General features: G+C 60.8%; 18 protein-coding genes. 13 read left to right on the top strand and 5 right to left on the bottom strand.

Going from position 1 to position 21,909, the window contains the following annotated elements; translation table 11 throughout:
- Window positions 1–359: 359 nt before the first annotated feature.
- The 5 genes from K2184_RS25555 to K2184_RS25575 are packed head-to-tail and all read left to right on the top strand — an operon-like array spanning window position 360 to window position 5,830.
- Window positions 360–1,340 carry a sugar ABC transporter substrate-binding protein gene (locus K2184_RS25555; RefSeq protein ID WP_004111301.1) on the top strand — a complete coding sequence of 327 codons (981 nt, stop codon included), beginning with the start codon at window positions 360–362 and terminating at the stop codon, window positions 1,338–1,340.
- 44 nt (window positions 1,341–1,384) lie between these two features.
- Window positions 1,385–2,890 carry a sugar ABC transporter ATP-binding protein gene (locus K2184_RS25560; protein WP_163525230.1) on the top strand — a complete coding sequence of 502 codons (1,506 nt, stop codon included), beginning with the start codon at window positions 1,385–1,387 and terminating at the stop codon, window positions 2,888–2,890.
- The gene (locus K2184_RS25565; protein ID WP_024273907.1) at window positions 2,887–3,873 is read left to right on the top strand and encodes an ABC transporter permease; all 987 of its coding nucleotides are present in this window, start codon (window positions 2,887–2,889) and stop codon (window positions 3,871–3,873) included. Before K2184_RS25560 ends, K2184_RS25565 begins: the two co-directional genes overlap by 4 nt.
- A complete protein-coding gene (locus tag K2184_RS25570; RefSeq protein ID WP_004100121.1) occupies window positions 3,873–4,874 on the top strand; it encodes an ABC transporter permease in 1,002 nt (333 codons plus the stop codon). Before K2184_RS25565 ends, K2184_RS25570 begins: the two co-directional genes overlap by 1 nt.
- Before the next feature lie 11 nt (window positions 4,875–4,885).
- Window positions 4,886–5,830, top strand: a complete 945-nt coding sequence (locus tag K2184_RS25575; RefSeq protein WP_163525209.1) for a carbohydrate kinase family protein — start codon at window positions 4,886–4,888, stop codon at window positions 5,828–5,830.
- A gap of 38 nt (window positions 5,831–5,868) precedes the next feature.
- Here the strand turns inward: K2184_RS25575 and K2184_RS25580 are convergent, their stop codons facing one another.
- Genes K2184_RS25580 through K2184_RS25590 form a run of 3 tightly spaced genes read right to left on the bottom strand, consistent with a single transcriptional unit; the run spans window position 5,869 to window position 9,027 of the window.
- On the bottom strand, window positions 5,869–6,897 hold the full coding sequence (locus tag K2184_RS25580; protein ID WP_004100117.1) for a 2-hydroxyacid dehydrogenase: 1,029 nt from the start codon (window positions 6,895–6,897) through the stop codon (window positions 5,869–5,871).
- Entirely contained in the window at window positions 6,894–8,390 is a 1,497-nt protein-coding gene (locus tag K2184_RS25585; protein ID WP_023320552.1) for an FGGY-family carbohydrate kinase, read from the bottom strand. The genes K2184_RS25580 and K2184_RS25585 overlap by 4 nt, the downstream gene beginning before the upstream one ends.
- Window positions 8,391–8,415: 25 nt before the next feature.
- Window positions 8,416–9,027, bottom strand: coding sequence for a methylthioribulose 1-phosphate dehydratase (locus K2184_RS25590; RefSeq protein ID WP_064370975.1), 612 nt, complete (start codon window positions 9,025–9,027; stop codon window positions 8,416–8,418).
- 518 nt (window positions 9,028–9,545) lie between these two features.
- Between K2184_RS25590 and codB the strand changes: the two genes are divergently transcribed.
- The 7 genes from codB (at window position 9,546) to K2184_RS25625 (ending at window position 18,110) form a co-directional block, all read left to right on the top strand.
- Window positions 9,546–10,808, top strand: a complete 1,263-nt coding sequence (codB, locus tag K2184_RS25595; protein ID WP_004111297.1) for a cytosine permease — start codon at window positions 9,546–9,548, stop codon at window positions 10,806–10,808.
- Between the two features lie 2 nt (window positions 10,809–10,810).
- Complete coding sequence (locus K2184_RS25600) at window positions 10,811–12,046, top strand: PucR family transcriptional regulator (RefSeq protein WP_064370976.1); 1,236 nt, start codon at window positions 10,811–10,813, stop codon at window positions 12,044–12,046.
- Window positions 12,043–13,281: a cytosine deaminase gene (codA, locus tag K2184_RS25605; protein ID WP_064370977.1), complete on the top strand. Its 1,239-nt coding sequence runs from the start codon at window positions 12,043–12,045 to the stop codon at window positions 13,279–13,281. The genes K2184_RS25600 and codA overlap by 4 nt, the downstream gene beginning before the upstream one ends.
- A gap of 145 nt (window positions 13,282–13,426) precedes the next feature.
- Window positions 13,427–14,416 carry a LacI family DNA-binding transcriptional regulator gene (locus K2184_RS25610; protein ID WP_024273902.1) on the top strand — a complete coding sequence of 330 codons (990 nt, stop codon included), beginning with the start codon at window positions 13,427–13,429 and terminating at the stop codon, window positions 14,414–14,416.
- A 121-nt stretch (window positions 14,417–14,537) separates the two neighbouring features.
- Window positions 14,538–15,347, top strand: a complete 810-nt coding sequence (locus K2184_RS25615) for an inositol monophosphatase family protein (RefSeq protein ID WP_004100102.1) — start codon at window positions 14,538–14,540, stop codon at window positions 15,345–15,347.
- A gap of 107 nt (window positions 15,348–15,454) precedes the next feature.
- Window positions 15,455–16,816 carry an MFS transporter gene (locus tag K2184_RS25620; protein ID WP_004100101.1) on the top strand — a complete coding sequence of 454 codons (1,362 nt, stop codon included), beginning with the start codon at window positions 15,455–15,457 and terminating at the stop codon, window positions 16,814–16,816.
- Window positions 16,817–16,841: 25 nt separating this feature from the next.
- On the top strand, window positions 16,842–18,110 hold the full coding sequence (locus K2184_RS25625; RefSeq protein ID WP_053064695.1) for a histidine-type phosphatase: 1,269 nt from the start codon (window positions 16,842–16,844) through the stop codon (window positions 18,108–18,110).
- 49 nt (window positions 18,111–18,159) lie between these two features.
- Here the strand turns inward: K2184_RS25625 and mtnA are convergent, their stop codons facing one another.
- Window positions 18,160–19,188, bottom strand: a complete 1,029-nt coding sequence (gene mtnA, locus K2184_RS25630) for an S-methyl-5-thioribose-1-phosphate isomerase (protein ID WP_163525210.1) — start codon at window positions 19,186–19,188, stop codon at window positions 18,160–18,162.
- Between the two features lie 102 nt (window positions 19,189–19,290).
- Between mtnA and mtnK the strand changes: the two genes are divergently transcribed.
- The gene (mtnK, locus tag K2184_RS25635; RefSeq protein WP_049591146.1) at window positions 19,291–20,490 is read left to right on the top strand and encodes an S-methyl-5-thioribose kinase; all 1,200 of its coding nucleotides are present in this window, start codon (window positions 19,291–19,293) and stop codon (window positions 20,488–20,490) included.
- A gap of 119 nt (window positions 20,491–20,609) precedes the next feature.
- On the opposite strand, the gene K2184_RS25640 is transcribed toward mtnK, so the two are convergent.
- Window positions 20,610–21,851 (bottom strand): LVIVD repeat-containing protein, encoded by a 1,242-nt coding sequence (locus tag K2184_RS25640; RefSeq protein ID WP_004100095.1) that lies wholly within the window; start codon window positions 21,849–21,851, stop codon window positions 20,610–20,612.
- Between the last annotated feature and the right edge of the window lie 58 nt (window positions 21,852–21,909).

Here is a 21,909-nt window from a genome sequence, read left to right on the forward strand (position 1 = left end):
GGGAATAAAATACGTATCACCATACAATCTGCTGCTGAGAAAGGATTTTCCACGCAGAATAGTTCTACGCTATTCCGGGATGCGATATATTACAGCGACAGAATAATTTTAATTAAGCAGCAATCTTTATTTGAATAAATAAGAGTTGCAAGCAAATTAAGCCCACAAAATAAAAAGGGATTAAACTGCATCATGAAATATTTTCAGGTTGCAGATGACAAATTTACGTTTTCCTCAGGCAAATCTGCGATATAACATTGTTGATATAACTTAGACATATTTTGTATTTGAGGTTGTGTAGTTGTTGTTGTCATGCTACTGCTCCGCACAACCACCTCCATTACAGGACCATAATAAGAATGTCGCAGAAAAAGAAATTATTGCCCATCGCGCTGGGCCTGCTCTCGCTTGCCTCCGTTAACGCTCTGGCAGCAGAGGCTTTATCGCTTCAGGGAAAAACCATCGGTATTGCCGTCGTCGGCACGCAGCACTTCTGGGATCGCGAAGCCTATAAAGGCGCCAGCGAAGAGGTTGAGAAACTGGGCGGTAAAGCGATCGGCGTCGACGGCGGACGCGATAACCAGGTTCATGCTAATAACCACGATATTTTACTGTCGCGTAAAGTTGATGCGGTAATTAGCATTCTGGGCGACAGTTCCGTTGAGCCTAAATTTAAAGCGCTGCGCGATGCCGGCATCCCGGTATTTACCGTTGACCATGTCTCAAAATACTCGGTCAATAACACCACCTCCGATAACTACACGCTGGGGTCAACCATTGGTCGCTATATGGCCGATGAACTGGGCGGCAAAGGCAACGTGGCGGTATTTAACGCATTCTCCAGTTCCCTGCGTATTTGCGGGATTCGTTACGACCAGTGGAAATATGTCCTTAAGGATTACCCGGATATTCATATTATTCAGCCAGAGCTGGCCGAACAGTTCGCCAACTCGCCGGAAGATGCGCGGAAGAAAACCCTCGAACTGCTGAGCCAGTATCCGAAAGGCAAACTCGATGCGATTCACGTTGCCTGCTGGGATCAGCCGGCTATCGGTATTGTCCAGGCTCTGGAAGAGACCGGCCGCGATAAAGACGTCAAGGTTACCGCTATTGATGCTGGCCCGGAGACGCTGGAGATCATGGCCGAGCCGGGTAGCCCGCTTGTCGCCAACGTCGCCCAGCAGCCGCACCTGATCGGCCAGACTTCAGCCGATAACGTCGCTCGCTACTTCGAAAAACAGAAGCTGCCGCTGCAAACCTTTATCCCGGTGGTCCCGGTGAAAGGCCCGCAGGAGGCGAAAGCGGTCTACAAACAGCTGGGATATGGCGAACTGCAGTGATCACTCAATCCTCCGGCGGGGCGAATCCCGCCGCTGGTCTGGCGATGAACCAGATCGGCAAAAGCTTTGCCAACGTGACTGCATTAAATGCGGTCACGCTGCTTCTGAATCCCGGTGAAATTCACGGTCTGATTGGCGAAAACGGCGCGGGAAAATCGACGCTGATAAAAATCCTCGCCGGGGTCTACCAGGCCGATAGCGGCAGCGCCACCCTTGACGGCGCGCCGCTGCCGCTTGGCAATCCAGCGGCGATTGAAGCGCTGGGTATCCGCGTCATTCACCAGGAGCTCAATCTGATCCCCCACTTTACGGTGGCGGAATCGGTGTTTCTCGGCCAGGAGTACCGCACCCGCTGGGGCGCGCTGGACCGGCGGCGGATGAATGCCGCCGCCGAAGCGTTTTTCCGCGACAGCTGGCAGCTGGACATCAATCCCCGCCGCCTGATTCGCGACCTCAGCCTCGCCGAACGCAAGCTGGTGCAGATCGCCAGGGCGCTGATTGACGGCGCGGCAAAGCTGGTGGTCTTTGATGAACCCACCGCGCCGCTGGAAGCGCAGGAGGCCAGCCTGGTTTCCTCAGCGATTTTGCGCCTGCGGGAGCAGGGGATCGGCATTCTCTATATTTCCCACTACCTCAACGAAATCGCCGCCCTCTGCGATCGCGGCACGGTACTGCGTAACGGCGAGGTCGTTGGCTATCCCGACAGGGCGCTGCTGCAGGACACCGACGCGCTGATTAAAATGATGGTCGGTCGCGACATCGAACAGCTCTATACCCCGCGCCAGATCAGCGCTCAACGGGTAGATGCCGCCGCGCCGGTTCTTTCGGTTCGCCATCTCAGCGACGGCGTCCATCTGAATGATATTACCTTTGATATTCAGCCGGGCGAGATCGTCGGCGTCGCTGGCCTGCTGGGCGCCGGGCGCGACGTACTGGTCGATCTGCTTTATGGGCTGCGCCGCGCGCGCAGCGGCACAATAAGCATCGACGGCCAGCCGAAGCGGCTGCGCACGCCGTATCAGGCCACCCGAGCGGGGATGGCGTTGGTGCCGCGCGACCGCCGCCATCAGGGGCTGATTCTCCCCTTCTCCACCGCCGACAATATCAATCTGGCCTCGCTAGCGGAGACCGCCACTTTCGGCTGGGAGCATCGCGGCCGGGCGCTGGCAAAAGCGCGCAGCTGGATTGAGCAGCTCTCCATCCGCCCTGGCCGTCCGGAGCTGCCGGTGCGCTTTATGAGCGGCGGCAACCAGCAAAAGGCGATACTTGCCCGCTGGCTCGGCACCGATGCGCGGCTTTTTATTCTTGATGAACCCACTCTCGGGGTGGATATCGGCGCGCGCAGCGATATTTATCAGCGCACCCGCGAGCTGGCGGATCGCGGTCGCGGCGTGCTGGTCTCATCCAGCGATGCGCCGGAGCTGCTCGGCCTTTGCGACCGCATCCTGGTGATGTGGCGCGGCGAGCTGGTGGCCAATCTCCCGACCCGGGGGCTGACGCTGGACGCGCTGCTGGTGACGATTAACGGTGGACAGGAACAACAGGTATGAGTGCAGATATTCAGCGCCGCCCCCTTCCGGGCATCACGACGCTTATCGAAAAATTCCCCCTGATTCTCTTTTTTGCGCTGCTGGTCTGGCTCAGCCTGCAGTCGCCTTTCTTTTTAAGCTGGCAGAATATCAGCATGATGCTGGTGCAGAGCGTGCCGCTGGCGATCCTCTGTTTCGGCCTGGTCTGCGTGATTGCCGTCGGCGGCGATGACGTGGTTTCCGGCGGTATCGATCTGTCGCTGCCCGCCATCGCGGTGCTCGGCGTCGCGTTACTCAGCCTCGGTATGGCGGAGTGGAACACCCCTTACCTGGCGCTGATTCTGCTGCTGGTCGCCGTGAGCCTGGCCTGCGGCGCGGTCAACGCCGTGCTGGTGCTGGCGGCAGGCCTGCCGCCGCTGCTGGCGACCCTGTCGACCTCGGTAGCCTTCACCGGCCTGACCGACCTGCTGACCGGCCAGCGACGCATCGCGGTAAGCGACCCGCTGATGGTGGCCTTTCGCGATAACGCTCTCTTTGGCATTCCCTGGCCGCTTCTCTATCTGCTGGCGGTCTTCGCGCTGTTTCAGCTTTTGCTCCACCACTCCCGCTTCGGCCAGCATTTACAGGCGGTGGGCGGTAACCGCGATATGGCGCAGATGAGCGGGCTCAACGTTCGCCGTTTAACCCTTCTCGTCTGGCTGCTGGCGGGCCTCGCCGCCGGTCTGGCGATTTTACCGCTGCTCAGCCAGGGCTCAGGCAGCTCGAGCGGCACGGCGACGCCGCTACTGCTGGAAACCGTCCTTGCCACTTTTATCGGCGCGGCGTTCTCGCGGCGTCGCGTGGTCACCATCTGGGGAGCGCTGCTCGGCGCGTTGCTGGTCAACGCGCTCTCTAACGGGCTCGGCCTGCTGGGAGTAAATATTTTCTGGATGGGCGCGATCAAAGGCGGCCTGATCCTCGTGGTGCTGGCGGCGTCAGCGGTCAGACATAAAGGAGGCAACTGATGAGCCAGATGACGCTCAAGACCCCCGCTACGGGACAAACCGGCAGCAGCCCGCTGGCGTGGCTATCACGGGCAGGGTTCGGCATCATTACCCTGCTGGCGATTGCCCTGTTCGGCTGGGCGAACCCGGTATTTCTGACCTTCGACAACTGGGCCAATTTGCTGCAGGGTAGCGCGATTCTGCTGATCGTGGCGATGGCGATGACCCTTATCGTTAGCGCCGGAGCGATTGACCTCTCCGTCGGCGTGGCGCTGGATTTCGGCGCCGCCTTTGCGCTGGTGGCGCTGAAAACCTGGCACCTGCCGTGGCAGGCGGCGGTGGGCTGCGCGCTGCTCGGCGGGGTGATTATCGGCCTGCTGAACGCCTTCCTGATCCTTGTCTGCCAGATTCGCCCGTTCCTCGCCACCCTCGGCACCTGGTTTATCGCCAGCAGCGCCGAGCGCATCTATACCGACGGCGGCGGCTCTATCTCCTACCGCCGGATGGCGCCGGAGTATCACGATCTGGCCGTCGGCACCGTCGCCGGAATTCCGACGCCGGTGGTGATAGTTCTGGCGCTGTGGTTGGCGGCCTGGCTGCTGACCGAACGCACGCTGTTCGGCAAGTACGTGCGCGCTATCGGTCAGAACGGCGAAGCGGCGCGTATCGCCGGGATCCGCGACCGCCGGACCATGCTGTGGGTGCTGGTAGCGGCCTCCGCGCTGTGCGCCGTCGGCGGCGTCATTCTCTCCGCCAACCTGCGCCAGTTTACGCCGCTGGCCGGCCAGGCCTACCTGATGGATGCCATCGCTGCGGTCTTTATCGGCACCGCCTTTAACCGGCTGGGCCGGGTCAGCATTGCCGGCACCCTCGGCGGCGTGCTGTTCCTCGCCATTATTGATAACGGCCTGAACCTGATGGGGCTGAACTACCTGGTGAAAGATGCGCTGGTTGGCGTAATCCTGGTGGTGGCGCTGGCCCTCTCCTTCTGGCAGGCGCGTTTGCGCCAGACCCACCGTTAAGCGGAGCACCTATGGCAGCTTTTGACGCCGTCTTTGTCGGCCTGACTATTCTGGATATCGCCGGTCGCCCGGTGATCGACATCCCGCCGCGCGGCGGGGTGGCCTTTATCGAACAAATTCGTCTGAACCCCGCCGGAACCGCCGCCGGAGCCAATATTAATGCCGCTAAGCTGGGCATTCGTACCGCCGCGGTGGCCTGCCTCGGCGAAGATGAAAAGGCCGATTTTATACTCGCCAGCTATGCGCGGCTGGGAATCGACTGTTCTCTGGTCCAGCGTACCGCGCAGCAGGAAACGTCGGCGACGATCCTCCCTATCCGCCCCAACGGCGAGCGCCCGGCGCTACACTGCCGGGGCGCTTCCGATACGCTTTTTATCCGCGAAGAGGAGTTTGATGCCGTCCTCGACTGCCGCTTCCTGCACCACGGCGGCACTGGCCTGCTGGCGGCGATGGATCGCGGGCAGAGCGCCCTTCTGCTGCAAGCGGCGAAGGCTCGCGGCGTCACCACCAGCTTCGATTTGATTGCCCCCAATGAACATACCCTGGAACTGCTGCGCCCGCTGCTGCCGTCGGTGGACTACTTTATGCCCTCCCTTGAAGAAGCGGCGTATCTCTCCGGGGAGACCCAGCCGGAAGCGATCGCCCGCTTCTTTTTTGCCCTTGGCGTCGGGACCTGCATTTTGAAGGACGGCGAGAACGGTTCCTGGCTGCTGACCCGCGACGGCGCCGTTGAACATATCCCGGCGTACCGGGTCGATGCCGTGGATACCACCGGCTGCGGCGACAGCTACTGCGGCGGCTTTATTGCCGCGCTGGCCCGCGGGCTAAGCGTCAGACAGGCATGCGAGGTGGCTTCCGCCGTCGCCGCGCTGGTGGCGACCGGCATGGGATCGGATGCCGGCGTGGTGGACTGGCCGCATACCCGGCAGTTTATGGCGGCAAACCGGCGCGGATAACAAGCTTTGCCGCCGCATCGCGCGGCGGCAAAAGCCGGTTAACGCCACTGATAGAGCAGCGGCTCGCCGGCGACATAGCGCTGAAGGTCGGCGGCAATCATCGCCGTATGCTTAGCGATGCTCTCCCGCGTCGCCCCGGCAATATGCGGGGTGATAATGACGTTATTCAACTCGGTGACAAACGGATGATCGCGCCACAGCGGCTCGCGATGGTAGACATCCAGCGCCGCGCCGCCCAGCGGGCCGTGGCGCAGGGCGTGAATCAGCGCCTCTTCATCCACGACCGCCGCGCGCGAGGTATTAATCAGCAGCGCGCCCGGCTTCATGCTATTCAACAACGCCGCGTTCACCAGGCCATCGCTGTGCGGGCCGCTGCTCAGATGCAGACTTACGATATCCGCCTCGCGGAACAGTCCCTCAAGGGTCGTTTTTTGCAGCCCCGGCTCGTTAATCTCTTCGGCAGCGACAAACGGGTCCACCACCAACACCGCCATGCCAAAGGCGCGAGCGATGCGCGCCACGCGGCGGCCAATATTACCGTAGCCAATCAGCCCCAGGGTTTTGTTACGCAGCTCGCTGCCTTTAAACACTTCGTAAGGGCTTTGCGGACTGACGTCCCACACCACATCGCGGCGCAGTCCGCTCTGGGTGGCCTGCGCCGCGTTTTCGGCGTGGGTGAATTCGCCGCGCTTCAGCGCCGCGTGCGATTGCGGAATATGCCGCGCCAGGCTCAGCATCAGCCCCAGCGTCAGCTCGGCGGCGGCGTCCGCGTTACGACCCGGCGTATAGAGCACGCGGATACCGCGCGCCAGGGCGGCTTTGGTATCGATGTTCACCGGATTGGCGCGCGTGCAGGCGATCACCTGCAGACGCGGACAGGCGGCGATCACCGCTTCCGTCACCTCATCGTAGCTGGTCACCAGCACCTCGGCGTCGTGGGCCAGCTCGATCAATTGGTCTGCGCTCAGCTTTGGCTTGCCCAGCGCCCAGCCTTCCACCCGCAGTTCGCCCAGTTGCTGAAAAGCGCTGAGGTCGCCGGCGTGTTCGGCGGTAAAAACAATTTTCATATGCGTTGTTCCTGAGAAATACGTTGAAGCGCCTCGCGGCGGGCGTGCCACACCGGCAGCATCTGCTCGCGTAGCAGGCGATAAACCGGATAGAGCGCGACGTAGCGGCTGTGCGCCTGTGGATTGGGCCGATAGCGGGTCTGCTCCAGCGCCGGATAGCGGCTGAGGGCATCAACGCTGCGCGCCGCCAGAATCGCCGCACCGCGCGCGCTAAGCTCGTTGAAAGTACTGGAAACCACCGTTCTGCCGGTACAGTCGGCAATAATTTGCAACCAGGTCGCTGAAGCCGCGCCGCCGCCGGTCAGGTACAGTTCGCCGCCCTGCGGGTAGCCCTGAAGCGAGTCGACGATAGCATAAGCCAGACCTTCAAATACCGCCCGCTGCAGCTCTGCGCGGGTAGTGTGCTGGCTAATGCCGAAATAGCCTGCCCGCGCCTCGGGGCTGAAGAACGGCGCGCGTTCGCCGTTGAGATAAGGCTGCCAGAAGACGCCGCCGCTGCCCGGTTCAACGCTGGCGATATGCTGTTCCAGCTGCTGTAAATCCGGATCCAGCGAAATCTGCTGCTGGAGCCAGTCGATGTTCGGCGTCCCGGCCTGCATCGGAAAAAGGTTAATAAAGCTGCCCGCTTCGGTGTGGGTAACGTAGCGCGTCCCCTCATTGACCGTCTGGCGACCGTGACAGACGATGCCGGTGCAGCAGGTGGTGCCGAGAATAGTATAAATGTCGCCATCATTGACCGCGCCGCAGCCCAGCGCCGCGCTGCAGACATCCAGCGCGCCGGCCGCTACCGGTGTGGCAGCGGGAAGCCCGGTCAGCGCCGCGACCTCTTCACACAGCGCGCCAGCCTGCGCGTCCGGCGCCAGCAGCGGCGGAAACAGAGGTTGTAAATCTGCCAGCCCCATCTCGTTGAGCACCACCGCGGATAGCTTCCCGCTCTGCTGATTCAGCAAAGAGGTGCTGGCATCGGTGAGATCCAGCGCCGCGACGCCGGTGAGGCGAAAGCGGATCCAATCCTTGGCGAAGAACAGATAGCGGGCCGCCGCCAGCCGCTCCGGCTGATGATGCTTGAGCCAGCACAGCTGCATGCTGGTGTTGCAGGGCTGAAGATGGGTACCGGTATCGTCAAAGAAACGGCGGTCAAAACCGGGGCGGCTGAGGAGTTCGTTCATCAGTTCCCGGCTGCGGGTGTCGCTCCACAGGATACCCGGCCCGACCGGTTCGCCCTCGGCGTCGCAGAGCCAGACGCCCTCCCCCTGCCCGGCGAGGCCAATGGCGCGTAAACGCCCGTTTTGCAGCGCCGGATGCCGCGCGATATCGCGCAAAATCGCCACCACCGACTGCCACAGCTGGGCCATATCCTGTTCGGCTTCACCGTTGGCCGACAGGCGCGGGCCGGTGTTCTGCGCCGCGCTGGCGCACGCCTGAAAATGTTGATCAAACAGCACCGCCTTCACGCGCGAAGTGCCGATATCAATTCCGAGATAAAAATCCATGCCTGACCCGTTGATGGAGGGAAATTTAGTCGCGCTCGTAGCGGCGGCGCATCAGCTCGCATTCGAAAAGAAACTCCAGTCCTTCCAGCTGGCGACGGGCTTCGGGAATATCTTTGCCCCAGCAGGTCAAGCCGTGGCCGCGCAGCAGGAAGCCGTAGCGCAGCGGGTGGGTCTGCGCATAATCTTCAATGCGCGCCGCCAGGGCGTCGATATCCTGGTCATTATCAAAAATGGCGACCGGCACGGTATCAAGATGGCTGTGCTGGCCGGTCAGGGTTTTCTGCATCTCATAACCCTGTAGCGCCAGGGTGGAGCTTTTTTCAATCCGCGACAGCACGGTCGCGTTGACGGTATGCACATGCAGTACGACATTCGCTTCCGGGAACAGGCGATACACCAGGGTATGCAGGCCGGTTTCAGCTGAGGGTTTACGCCCGGAAGGCGCTTTATTGCTGGCGATCTCCACCTGCAGGAAATCCTCCGTCGTCAGGCTACCTTTATCGCGCCCCGACTCGCTCAGCCAGCACCAGGTCTCATCCTGACGCACCGACATATTGCCGCCGGTAGCGGGCGCCCAACCTTTCGCACCGATCCAATGACAGGTGGTGACCAGTTGCGCGAGTCTTTCTTGCCACATAGCAGTTCCTTAGTTTAGCGATGTTGTATTTAGCCGTCTAAATGGCTATTTACCCGATACTAACACCGCCGACGTAAGCGAACAATATTTCAGGAAAGACTTACATTGAGAATGGTTATATCAGAAATGCATATGTAATTACGATTTTTAACAACAATACAACTACACATTTTCATGACGCCAAAATTACCGGCTGCGGAGTGTTAAAAAGATGGCTAATCGTTCCAGCGGGAAAAGGCGCAAAATTGACATCATTTGTCGATTCGGCACGGTCTTTCAGGGCGGGTGAGGCGCCAGCCGCCGCCCGGTATTTATGCGGCTACCGTAGCCAACCCCCGCGCCCCGCGATGGTGCAAAACATGGCACTGTGCACAGATTGATGGCAATCGACGACCGAGAAATACGATTTTATGTGCAGATTGCCCACCCTATTGTGTTATGCCTGCCTTGATTTTTTTGGCATACCTCTTGCTACCCATCAGCCATCGCTATTCGGATAGCCACTCAGAGGTTCCACCATGTCAAACAGCAATGATTTTCCACTCGTCGAAGCGCCCGCTTCCGGGCGCAAGGGCGTATTTTCCATCTCGATGGTTCTGTTCAGCTTTACCTTTTTCACCGGCACCATGTTCGCGGGCGGCAAGCTGGGCGTCTCTTTCTCCATCGTTAACCTGCTGTGGATTGCGGTAATCGGTAACTTTCTGCTGGCTCTGTACGCCGCGTCGCTCGGCTGGATTGCCGCGCGCAGCGGGCTAAATACCGTGCTGATGGGGCGTTTTTGCTTCGGGGAAATCGGCAGCAAGCTCGCCGATTTTATCCTCGGTTTCGCCGAGCTGGGATGGTACGCCTGGGGTACGGCGACGGTCGCCATCTCGCTGGTCAAAATCCTCGCCCTTCCTGAGGCGCTGACGACTCCGCTGATGATCCTGTTCGGTATCCTGTTTTGCGTCACCGCGCTGGTGGGCTACAAGGGGCTGGATGCGCTGTCGCGCGTATCGGTGCCGCTGATGTTTATTCTGCTGGTGGTGTCGATGTACCTTGCCGCCCATCACGCCGGCGGCTGGCAGGCGATGACCCAAATCGAACCCGGCGAAACCATGAGCTGGTCTGCGGCCATCACCATGGTATTCGGCACCTTTGCCAGCGGCGCGACCCAGGCGACCAACTGGACGCGGCTGGCCAACTCCAGCCGTACCGCCATCGTCGCCAGCATGAGTAGCTTCCTGATCGGCAACGGGCTAATGATTATCGCCGGCGCCTGGTGCGCCATCGTTTACCAGCAGGCTGATATCGTGGAAGTGCTGATTTTGCAGGGGCTGTCGGTCGCCGCGGTGGTGATGCTGTGCCTCAATCTGCTGACCATTCAGGGGCCGACGATTTATAACGTCTCGGCGGCGGCCTGCCATCTGCTGCGCAGCGAGCGTCGCCGCACCCTGACCGTAGTCGCCGCCGGGGTCGGCATTCTGCTGGCCATTGGCGGTATGTATGAAATGCTGATTCCTTTCCTGGTGCTGCTGGGCAGCATCATTCCCCCCATCGGCGGCGTGATCCTCGCCGACTACTGGTTTTATCGCGGCGGCCGCTACCCGCTGCTGCACACCGCCCGTTTGCCGCGTTTTAACTGGCTGGGGCTTAGCGCCTACGCCGTGGGCGCGGTGGTGGCCTACCTCTCGCCGTGGATCGCCCCGCTGGTCGGTATCACCGTTTCCGCGCTGGTCTATATCGCGCTGACTCGTCTGAGCAAACGCCAGCCCGCCGCTGATTCCGTCGTGGAACAGTAGTCATGAGTCTGACGGTGGGCGAAATCCTCGCCCTTGATGGGCTTTCCGCCATGCGCCTGCGCGCCGGTAAGCAGGGGCTACAGCTGGCGGTGCGCTGGTACTACGTGGCGGAAAATGAAAATATCGCCGAATGGATTATGGGCGGGGAGCTGGTGTTCATCACCGGGATCAACCATCCCCGCGATGAAGACAACCTGATCCATTTGCTGATGGAGGGCAAGCAGCGCGGGATTGCCGGGATGGTGATCCTCACCGGCGATGCGTACATTCAGGCGATCCCGCCGCGCCTGATTGCGCTGGCCGATGAACTGGGCATACCGCTGATCGAACAGCCCTATCTGCTGAAAATGGTGATCGTGACCGAACGCATCGGTACCGCGCTGGTGCGCAGCGAAAACGCCCTGCAATCGCAGCGCGATATTCTGCTGCAGCTGTTAACCGGCGACTTTCCCGACCTGCAAATTCTGCATCAGCGCGCGCTCCACCAGCAGCTGGACTTTACCCGGCCGCTGCGGGTAGCGGCGCTGCGGCTGGAAGGTATCCAACGCCTGTTTCGTCAGTTTCCGCCGGAGCAGGCCGAGGCCTGGCTGCAGCAGGCCCGCCGCACCGTACGCCAGCGCCTGCAGCAGCAGCTCAATCAGCAGGGCAATCCCTTTCCGCTGGTCGAGCGCGGCAATATGTTTCTCTTCCTGCTGCCGGATGAAGAGGGCGAGTTTTATCAGCAGAAAGCGTGGCTCCAGACGTGGCTGCATGCGCTGGCGGAGGGCGACGACGGGCTATCGCTGCTGTGCGGCCTTTCGGCGCCGGTGCAGCAGCTACAGGAATATCAGCGCGCGCTGTCGCAGGCCCGTCAGGCGCTGGACCTCAGCGATAGCCTGCGTCCGGCCCAGCGCATCAGCGACTACCAGCAATTGGGCTTTATCAAGCTGCTCTCCGCCGTCGGCGACCCAGGGCTACTGAGCGATTTTATGCACGATACCCTCGGCTGTCTGATCGAACCCGATCGCAAAAGCCCATGGCTGCTGATGGAGACGCTGGAAACGCTGCTTCAGGAGAGCGGCAACGTGGTCCGGGCCGCCGAGCGGCTGGGTATCCACCGCAACACGCTGCATCAGCGTATCCAACGCATTGAAAAGCTGACCCGCTATCCGGTCAGCCACCCGCAGTTTCATCTCAACGCCTCGGTCGCCCTGGCGATCTGGCGTATGTCGCAAAACCATTTACGGGAACAACCATGAAAATTATCAACGCGCGTCTGCGCCAGCAAGAAGCGCTTTATACCCTTGAGCTAGAGGACGGTCTGTTTAAGAGCATCACCGCGCAGACCGCCGTGCAGACGGCTGACGCCGACGATATCGACGCAGAGCAAAAGCTGGCGATCCCGCCGTTCGTCGAGCCGCATATTCATCTCGATGCCACCCTGACGGCGGGCGAGCCGGAGTGGAATATGAGCGGTACCCTGTTTGAGGGCATCGCCCGCTGGAGCCAGCGTAAAGCGAGCGTCACCGTCGAAGATACCCGCCAGCGGGCGCTGAAAACCATCGGCATGCTGCGCGACAACGGCGTGCAGCACGTGCGTACCCACATTGATGTTACCGACCCTTCCCTGACCGCCCTTGAGGCAATGCTGAGGGTGAAAAAGGAGGCGGCTCATCTTATCGATCTGCAGATCGTCGCCTTCCCGCAGGAGGGCATTGAGTCCTTCCCCGGCGGACGCGAGCTGATGACCCGCGCCATCGAAATGGGCGCCGACGTGGTGGGCGGTATCCCGCACTACGAAAACACCCGCGATAAGGGCGTCAGCTCGCTGGTTTTTCTGATGGACCTGGCCCAGCGCCACGGCTGCCTGGTGGACGTGCATTGCGATGAAACCGACGATCCGCAGTCGCGCTTTCTGGAGGTGCTGGCGGAAGAGGCCCGGGTGCGCGGCATGGGCGCGCAGGTCACCGCCAGCCATACCTGCGCTATGGGTTCTTACGATAATGCCTACTGCTCGAAGCTGTTCCGCCTGCTCAAAGCGTCGGGCATCAACTTTATCTCCTGCCCGACCGAAAGCATTCACCTGCAGGGGCGCTTCGACAGTTGGCCGAAACGCCGCGGCGTGACGCGGGTGGCGGAGCTGGACCGCGCCGGGATCAACGTCTGCTTCGCCCAGGACTCCATTCAGGACCCGTGGTACCCGCTGGGCAACGGTAACATCATGCGCATTCTCGACGCCGGGCTGCATATCTGCCATATGCTGGGATACGAAGATTTGCAGCGCTGCCTCGATCTGATTACCGATAACAGCGCCCGCACGCTGTGCCTCGGCGATAACTACGGTATTGCCGAAGGGCGCCCGGCGAACCTGCTGATCCTCGATGCGGAAAACGACTATGACGCGCTGTGCCGCCAGGCAAAAGTGCTGACCTCCATTCGTCACGGCAAAATCATTTTGCAGCGCCAGGCGGAGCAGATTCGCTATCCGGCATAAGCCTGACGTTGGCGCGGTACCTGTGCCGCGTCAACCCGCTGCTCGGCCGAGGATTTATGTGGTACCTTCTTACTACTTTTTCCGTGCCGACGATGGGCTCCTGCGTCGGCGCGGGCTCACTGAGGACAACCCGTACCCTGATACTATGAGCGAAAAAAAATGGATTAAGGCAGAGGACGTTGCCCGGCTCGCTGGCGTCTCCCGTTCCGCAGTTTCCCGCACCTTTACCCCCGGCGCGTCGGTGGCGGAAAAAACCCGCCAGAAGGTTCTCGCCGCGGCGGAAACGCTGGGTTATCAGGTGAATATCATCGCCCGCACGATGAACACCGGCAGCAGCAACTTTATCGGCATCGTCACCGCCGGATTTGATAACCCGTTCCGCAGTAAGCTGCTGTCGCCGCTGGTCCACCAGTTGGCGCTCAACGGTTTTATGCCGCTGCTGATGAACGCCGACGATCCGCAGCAGCTCGCCCCGTCGCTCAGACAGTTGCTGAGCTATCACGTCGCAGGCGTCATTATTACCTCCGGGGCGCCGCCGCTGTCGCTGGCGGAGGAGTATCTGGAGCGAAAAATCCCGGTCACCCTTATCAACCGCCACGCCGACCTGGCCGGCTGCGATCGCGTGTGCAGCGACAACGCGCAGGGCGCGAAGCTGGTCGCCGACCTGTGTACTCAGCGCCAGTGGCGCCAGGCCGGGTTTATCGGCGAAAGTCTGGATAACTTCAGCACCCGCCAGCGCTACGAAGCGTTTGTTGCCCATAGCCAGGGCATGGAGATCGCCGCGCACTTCTGCGATAGCAGCGGCTATCAGGCGGGATTTGCCGCCGCCAGACAGCTGCTTGCCGCACATCCGCAGCTGCAGGCGCTCTTCTGCGCCACCGATATGCTGGCGCTCGGCGCCCTGGACGGTCTGCGGGCAGACAACCCCGCCGCTTCGCTACCCGCTATTATCGGCTTCGATGATATCCCGCAGGCGGACTGGCAGCCCTATCAGCTGACTACCGTGCAGCAAAATACTGCCCTGCTCGCCCACCATGCGGTGGATCTGCTGGTCACGCGGATCGCCAAATTCAGTCTGCCGTCACGCCATCGTGAAGTGCCGGTGAAACTGATCGTTCGTCAAAGTGCAAAATGAAAAATTCATTTTATGCTGGAGCGATCACAGAATAATTTTTTTAATCCATCCACACTCATTTTGCCCTTCGGGGCTGTTTTTTTCAGGCAAATTGCACACGTGTGCAAAATAGGGAGTTACGATGAAATCACTGGAATTACATGAACTGCAGGCCCGCTACCGCCTGGCCTGCGAGCTGGCGCAGGCCGGCGCGGAACTGGCGTTCGAATTCTATCAGCAGCGCGACCGGCTGGCGGTGGATCATAAAGGCGATGACCTGCAGGACGTGGTCAGCGTCGCCGATAAACAGGTCGAAGCGTTTGTGAAGCAGCGCATTATGGACGCCTTCCCGCAGGACGGCTTTCTCGGCGAAGAGAGCGGAACGCAGATGCCGGACGCCCGCGTCCTGTGGGTTGTCGATCCTATCGACGGCACCAGCTGTTTTCTTAACGGCCTGCATACCTGGTGCCTGTCGCTGGCTATCGTCGCCGACGGGGAACCGGTTATCGGCGTGGTGTACGACCCCAACCATCGCGAGCTGTTCCACGCCCTGAAAGGCCAGGGCGCATGGCTTAACGATGCGCCTGTCGCGCCGCATCCGGGTGCGACGGTCAAAGAGGGAGTGATGGGCGTCGGCACCTCGCACCGCGTGACGCCTGCGCTCTTTCTGCCCTTCCTCGATGCGCTGCTGAGCGACGGCGGGATGTTTATCCGCAACGGCTCCGGAGCGCTGATGAGCGCCTGGGCGGCGGCAGGCAGGCTTATCGGCTACTACGAACCGCATATGAACCCCTGGGACGGGCTGCCGGGGCTGGTGCTGATGCGCGAAGCGGGCGGCCTTAGCAACGATTATCTGGCAAACGACGGGATTCGTCACGGCAACCCGCTGCTGCTGGCCAGCAAGACGCTCTACCCACAATTAAAAAACATGCTTTGTCACCCATTACCTTAACCGTATCGGGTCAGGCTTTATCTGATTATGTACTCTACACAACGACGATAAACCTCACGGACGAACCACACTAATCAGTCAGGCCTCCGACCTTCGGAGATACCATTATGTCTGGAAGAATTATCGCATTTTTTCGCGCTTCGCCGCCCAAAGCGGGCGGAGAGTTCGATGAGCGGCGCTTTCGCAGCGTGCGCTGGCAAACCTTTATTACCATGACCCTGGCGTACGTCACGTTCTACGTTTGCCGGCTATCGTTCACCGTCGCCAAAAGCGCGCTGGTGGAACTCGGCATAACCCCAACGGAGCTGGGCATGATCGGCTCAACGCTATTTTTCAGCTACGCCATCGGCAAGCTGGTCAACGGCTTTATTGCCGATCATGCCAACGTAGTGCGCTACATGAGCCTCGGGCTACTGCTAAGCGCCGGAATGAACCTGATGATGGGGATGACCAGCAACGCCATGCTGCTGGCAATCTTCTGGGGGATTAACGGCTGGGCGCAGTCGATGGGCGTTGGCCCGTGCGTGGTATCGCTGGCGCGCTGGTACGGCTGTAAAGAACGAGGCACTTTTTACGCGATCTGGTCGACGGCGCATAACATCGGCGAAGCGATGACCTATATGGTGATCGCCGCGGTGATTGCCGGATTCGGCTGGCAGATGGGCTACCTGTCGACCGCCGCGCTCGGCGCCGCCGGGGTGGTGCTGATGCTGTTGTTTATGCGCGACTCGCCGCAAAGCTGCGGCTTCCCGCCCATCAACGTCATTCGCGATGAACCGCAGGAGGAGACGGAAGCCCGCGGCTCGGTATTTAAAAACCAGCTGCTGGCGCTGCGTAACCCGGCCCTGTGGACGCTGGCCCTGGCCTCGGCGTTTATGTATATCGACCGTTACGCGGTGAACTCGTGGGGGATCTTCTTTCTGGAACAGGATAAAGCCTACTCTACTCTCGAAGCGTCCGGGATTATCGGGGTCAACGCTATCGCGGGTATTGCCGGAACCATTATCGCCGGGATGCTCTCCGACCGCTTTTTCCCGCGTAACCGCAGCGTGATGGCCGGGTTTATCAGCCTGCTCAACACCGCCGGCTTCGCGCTGATGCTCTGGTCGCCGCACGGCTACTACACCGATATTCTGGCGATGATTATCTTCGGCGCCACCATCGGAGCGTTGACCTGCTTCCTTGGCGGACTGATCGCGGTCGATATTTCATCGCGTAAAGCCGCGGGCGCCGCGCTCGGCACTATCGGTATCGCCAGCTACGCGGGGGCGGGACTCGGCGAGTTTCTCACCGGCATCATCATCGATAAAACCTCGATGATCGAAAACGGCAAAACGCTATATGACTTCAGTACGCTGTCGCTGTTTTGGGTAGGCACCGGCCTCGTGTCCGCGCTATTCTGTTTTACCACCGCTGCGATTGTCGCCAGGCGACACGCGATAGAACGTCAGACCTCATTCTCGTCATAACCTTTTAACTTATAAGGAAGATTTTATGATGCCTGTACGACATCAGGTTTTGCTACGCCTGCTGCTTGCCTGCGCTCTGCCGCTGCTGGCCGCACCGGGCCATGCCGCCACGCAGTATGCGCTGGAAAAAGTGGTTGAACTCAGCCGCCACGGCATTCGTCCGCCGACGGAGGGCAACCGGGAGGCCATCGAAGCCGCGACCCAGCGTCCGTGGACGCAGTGGACCACCCACGACGGCGAGCTGACCGGCCACGGCTATGCCGCCGTCGTCAATAAGGGGCGCGATGAGGGCGCGCGCTTTCGCCAGCTGGGGCTATTGACGGCGGGCTGCCCGGCGAGCGGTGAGATTTATGTACGCGCCAGCCCCCTGCAGCGTACGCGGGCCACCGCCCAGGCGCTGGTGGACGGCGCCTTTCCCGGCTGCGGCGTGATGATTCATCACGTCAGCGGCGACGCGGATCCGCTGTTTCAGACCGACAAATTTGCCGCCACGCAAACCGACCCCGCCCGCCAGCTGGCGGAAGTGAAGAAGAAGGCCGGCGATCTGGCGCAGCGTCGGCAGGCGCTGGCTCCGGCAATTCAGCTGCTGAAAAACGCGGTCTGCGTACCCGATAAGCCCTGCCCGGTGTTTGATCTACCGTGGCAGGTGGAGCAGAGCAAAAGCGGCAAAACCTCGATTAGCGGGCTGAGCGTGATGGCCAATATGGTTGAGACGCTGCGTCTGGGGTGGAGCGAGAACCTGCCTCTCAGCCAGCTGGCGTGGGGCCACATTACCCGTTCCAGCCAGATAACCGCCCTGCTGCCGCTGCTGACGGAGAACTACGATCTGAGCAACGATGTGTTTTATACCGCGCAAAAACGCGGCTCGATTCTGCTCAACGCCATGCTTGAAGGGGTAAAAGAGAGCGCCGCGCCGAACGTGCGCTGGCTGCTGCTGGTGGCGCACGATACGAATATCGCCATGGTGCGGACGTTAATGGACTTTAGCTGGCAGCTGCCAGGGTACAGCCGCGGCAATATCCCGCCGGGTAGCAGCCTGGTACTGGAACGCTGGCGCGATACCCGCAGCGGTCAGCGCTACCTGCGCGTCTACTTCCAGGCGCAAAGTCTGGACGATTTGCGCCGCCTGCAAACGCCGGATAGCCAGCATCCGCTGCTGCGCCAGGAGTGGCGTCAGGCGGGCTGCCAGACGACCGATGTCGGGACGCTGTGCCCTTACCAGGCGGCGCTGACCGCGCTGGGCCGCAATATCGATCCGCAGTCCGCTCCGGCGGTGGAGATGGTGCTGCCATAAATAAGTAGAAGGCGAAGCTTTGGCGGTCGCTTCGCTTTTTGGCTCAGGTTCAGGCTTTTTCTGGTTTGAAGGCCCCGGCGGCGACCTGCTCCGGGGTGACCACGCCGCTATCCAGCACCCAGCCGCTGACTAACGTTGCGGGCGTGACGTCGAACGCGGGATTGTAAACCGCAGCCTCTTTCGGCGCCCACTGCACCGCGCCAAAGCTGCCGGCGACGCCGGTGACTTCGGCGGCTGCCCGCTGCTCAATCGGGATCGCCGCGCCGTTCGGGCAATGGCGATCCAGGGTAGTTTGCGGCGCGGCTACGTAAAACGGGATCTGGTGATATTTTGCCAGAACCGCCAGCGAATAGGTGCCGATTTTATTGGCTACGTCGCCGTTGGCGGCAATACGGTCAGCGCCCACCCAAACCGCGTCGATCTGGCCCTGCGCCATCAGGCTGGCGGCCATCGAATCGGTAATCAGCCGATACGGCACTCCCAGCTCACCCAGCTCCCAGGCGGTCAGGCGTCCGCCCTGCAACAGAGGGCGCGTTTCATCCACCCAGACATTTGCCACTTTCCCCTGCTGATGCGCCAGCACAATCACTCCCAGCGCGGTGCCGACGCCCGCCGTCGCCAGGCCGCCGGTATTGCAGTGGGTCAACAGGCGGCTACCCGGCGTCACCAGCGCGCTGCCCGCCTCGGCGATGCTGGCGCAAAGCTGTTTATCCTCGGCGATCAGGCGCAGCGCTTCCGCTTCCAGCGCCTGCGGATAGTGCTCCTTCGCCAGCGCCAGCTTCATGCGATCCAGATTATTCATCAGGTTCACCGCCGTTGGACGCGCGGCGCGCAGCGTCTCCAGCGCCTCAGATAGCGCATCGCGGGTCAGACCGCGCCGCGCCAGCAGCGCCAGCAGCAGGCTGGCGGACAGGCCAATCAACGGCGCGCCGCGTACCCGCAGGGCGTGAATATGGTCCACCAGCAATTCGACGTTATCCGCCGCCAGCCAGCGTTTTTCCTGCGGTAAGGCCTGCTGGTCAAGAATAAAGAGCTGATTTTCGCTTACCCGCAGGCTGGTGGTCTGTAGTGTCTGCATTTAGTTAAATCCCTGTTGCGTTGTTGTATCACATTGTGTCAGGATGAAATCCAGAAGTATAGACGTCTGAACGGCTTAATCAGAATTTTGAGGATCGAGGCAATGTCGCAATACCATACTTTCACGGCCAGCGATGCGGTGGCTTACGCCCAACAATTTGGCGGTATCGATAATCCGACAGAACTGGTGTCCGCGCAGGAAGTGGGCGATGGCAACCTCAACCTGGTGTTTAAAATTTTTGATACCGAGGGCGTGAGCCGGATTATCGTTAAGCAGGCGCTGCCCTACGTGCGCTGCGTAGGAGAGTCCTGGCCGCTGACCCTTGACCGCGCGCGCCTTGAGGCGCAAACCCTGATGGCTCACCATCAGCACTGCCCGCAGCACACGGTGCGGATTGTGCATTTCGATCCCGAGCTGGCGGTGATGGTGATGGAAGATCTTTCCGATCACCGCATCTGGCGCGGTGAGCTGATTAACAACGTTTACTACCCGCGCGCCGCCAGCCAGCTGGGGGAATACCTGGCCCAGGCGCTGTTCCACACCAGCGACTTTTATCTGCATCCTCACGAGAAAAAGGCCCAGGTGGCGCAATTTATCAACCCCGAGATGTGCGAAATTACCGAGGATCTGTTCTTTAACGATCCGTATCAGGTTCATGAGCGCAACAGCTATCCATCAGCGCTGGAAACCGACGTCGCCGCCCTGCGAGAAGATGCCCAGCTGAAGCTGGCGGTGGCCGCGCTCAAGCACCGGTTCTTCTCCCATGCCGAAGCGTTACTGCATGGCGATATTCATAGCGGCTCAATTTTCGTCGCCGAAGGCAGCTTTAAGGCCATCGACGCCGAGTTCGGTTTTTTCGGCCCGATTGGCTTCGATATCGGCACCGCCATCGGCAACCTGTTGCTCAACTACTGCGGCCTGCCGGGGCATCTGGGCATTCGCGATGCCGCCGCCGCTCGCGAACAGCGCCTCAACGATATACAGCAGTTCTGGACCACCTTTGCCGAGCGTTTCCAGGCGCTGGCGGCGGAGAAATCCCGCGACGTGGCGCTGGCCTGCCCCGGCTATGCCTCCGCGTTTCTGAAGAAAGTGTGGGCCGACGCGGTGGGCTTCTGCGGCACCGAGCTGATTCGCCGCAGCGTCGGGCTATCACACGTGGCGGATATCGACGCTATCCCGGACGAAGCCATGCGTCATGAATGCCTGCGCCACGCCATCACGCTGGGTAAAGCGCTGATTGTGATTGCCGATCGCATCGACAGCGTGGATGAGCTGATTGCGCGAATTCGCCAGTACGGTTGAATCTCCGTCCAGCCTTTCCCGGCTCGCGCTGCGCTTAGCCGGGCTACGGGGGCACCACCGTCTGTAGCCCGGTTAAGGCGTTTGCGCCGCGACCCGGGAAGGCAACAACCCACCATCCCCTACCCCAAATACTCAATCACCGACAGCCCGCCGTTATAGTCGGTGCTGTAGATTATTCCCTGAGCGTCGACGAACACATCGCAGGACTGGATCACCCGCGGACGACCGGGGCGGGTATCCATCATTTTCGCCGGCGCGGCGGGCACCAGCGCCCCGGTTTCCACCGGCCGATAAGGGTTGGAAATATCGTAAGCGCGAACGCCCGCGTTCTGATAAGTGGCGAAAATCAGCGTTGAGCTGACAAAGCTGCCGGGGCGATTCTCATGCAGGTTATGTGGACCGAAGTGCGCACCTTTCGCCACGTAATCAGCTTCATCCGGCTGCGGGAAAGTGGCGATACTCACCGGATTCGTCGGCTCGCGAATGTCGAACAGCCAGATCAGCTTCTCCCCATCCTGCTGGTTATCCAGTACCGCCTCATCAAGCACCACCAGCAGATCCCGGTCCGGGAGCGGCAGCGCGGTGTGGGTACCGCCGCCAAACGGCGGGCTCCAGTTACGGTGGCTGATTAGCTTCGGCTGAGAGCGATCCTGCACATCGAGCAGGGTCAGGCCGCCGTCGCGCCAGCTGCCGTAGGCGGTGTCGCCGGCGATAATCGCGTGATGCAGGGCATAGCGCTTACCTTCCGGCCACTGCGCGGTCTCCCCCGCCGCCTGGTTCATCCCCGGCAGCCACCAGCGCCCGGCAACTTCCGGCTTACGCGGATCGGCCAGGTCGATAGTCAGGAAAATATAGTCGCTAAAGCCGTCAATCAGCGCGGAAACGTAGGCCCAGCGCCCGCCGACGTACCAGATTCGGTGAATACCGATGCCGTTAAGCGACAGAAAGGCGATCTCTTGCGGTTTATCCGGGGTGGAAATATCAAAAATCCGCAGCCCGGCGCTCCAGCCCTTCTCCCGTACGTCGCTAACCGTCTCGCCCACCGAACGGGTGTAATAAACCTTCTCGTCGGCGAAGCGGGCATCGGCGAACAGATCCCGGGCGTTGATCACCAGCAGCAGATCGTCGTGCGCCTGTAAATGGACGTTCCAGGTACCGGGTGGCGCGGCGATGTAATTGACCGTTCGCGGATTTTTCGCGTCACGTACGTCCACTACGGAAAAGCCCTGCGATACCATATGGCCAATATAGGCATAACCACGATGTACCATCAGCTGGACGCCGTCCGGGCGTCCTCCCTGATCGCTATGTCCAATCAGCCGCATATTGCGGCTGTATTCCGGGCGCGGTAATTCAGCCACATAACCTCCTGTTGCCGGGCAGCGCTGGTTCCCCTCTACCGCTGGCAGAGGGTACCTG

The organism is Klebsiella sp. K5-306, from assembly GCF_051835185.1.
GTDB classification, from domain to species: Bacteria; Pseudomonadota; Gammaproteobacteria; order Enterobacterales; family Enterobacteriaceae; genus Klebsiella; species Klebsiella oxytoca.

What these genes read in the sequence shown, in the direction of transcription:
- K2184_RS25625 (WP_053064695.1), top strand. Translation starts at nt 16,842, where the DNA reads ATGATGCCTGTACGACATCAGGTTTTGCTACGCCTGCTGCTTGCCTGC.
- K2184_RS25560 (WP_163525230.1), top strand. Translation starts at nt 1,385, where the DNA reads ATGAACCAGATCGGCAAAAGCTTTGCCAACGTGACTGCATTAAATGCG.
- codB (WP_004111297.1), top strand. Translation starts at nt 9,546, where the DNA reads ATGTCAAACAGCAATGATTTTCCACTCGTCGAAGCGCCCGCTTCCGGG.
- codA (WP_064370977.1), top strand. Translation starts at nt 12,043, where the DNA reads ATGAAAATTATCAACGCGCGTCTGCGCCAGCAAGAAGCGCTTTATACC.
- K2184_RS25585 (WP_023320552.1), bottom strand. Translation starts at nt 8,390, where the DNA reads ATGGATTTTTATCTCGGAATTGATATCGGCACTTCGCGCGTGAAGGCG.
- K2184_RS25565 (WP_024273907.1), top strand. Translation starts at nt 2,887, where the DNA reads ATGAGTGCAGATATTCAGCGCCGCCCCCTTCCGGGCATCACGACGCTT.
- K2184_RS25615 (WP_004100102.1), top strand. Translation starts at nt 14,538, where the DNA reads ATGAAATCACTGGAATTACATGAACTGCAGGCCCGCTACCGCCTGGCC.
- mtnK (WP_049591146.1), top strand. Translation starts at nt 19,291, where the DNA reads ATGTCGCAATACCATACTTTCACGGCCAGCGATGCGGTGGCTTACGCC.
- K2184_RS25600 (WP_064370976.1), top strand. Translation starts at nt 10,811, where the DNA reads ATGAGTCTGACGGTGGGCGAAATCCTCGCCCTTGATGGGCTTTCCGCC.
- K2184_RS25610 (WP_024273902.1), top strand. Translation starts at nt 13,427, where the DNA reads ATGAGCGAAAAAAAATGGATTAAGGCAGAGGACGTTGCCCGGCTCGCT.
- K2184_RS25620 (WP_004100101.1), top strand. Translation starts at nt 15,455, where the DNA reads ATGTCTGGAAGAATTATCGCATTTTTTCGCGCTTCGCCGCCCAAAGCG.
- mtnA (WP_163525210.1), bottom strand. Translation starts at nt 19,188, where the DNA reads ATGCAGACACTACAGACCACCAGCCTGCGGGTAAGCGAAAATCAGCTC.
- K2184_RS25580 (WP_004100117.1), bottom strand. Translation starts at nt 6,897, where the DNA reads ATGAAAATTGTTTTTACCGCCGAACACGCCGGCGACCTCAGCGCTTTT.
- K2184_RS25570 (WP_004100121.1), top strand. Translation starts at nt 3,873, where the DNA reads ATGAGCCAGATGACGCTCAAGACCCCCGCTACGGGACAAACCGGCAGC.
- K2184_RS25555 (WP_004111301.1), top strand. Translation starts at nt 360, where the DNA reads ATGTCGCAGAAAAAGAAATTATTGCCCATCGCGCTGGGCCTGCTCTCG.
- K2184_RS25590 (WP_064370975.1), bottom strand. Translation starts at nt 9,027, where the DNA reads ATGTGGCAAGAAAGACTCGCGCAACTGGTCACCACCTGTCATTGGATC.
- K2184_RS25575 (WP_163525209.1), top strand. Translation starts at nt 4,886, where the DNA reads ATGGCAGCTTTTGACGCCGTCTTTGTCGGCCTGACTATTCTGGATATC.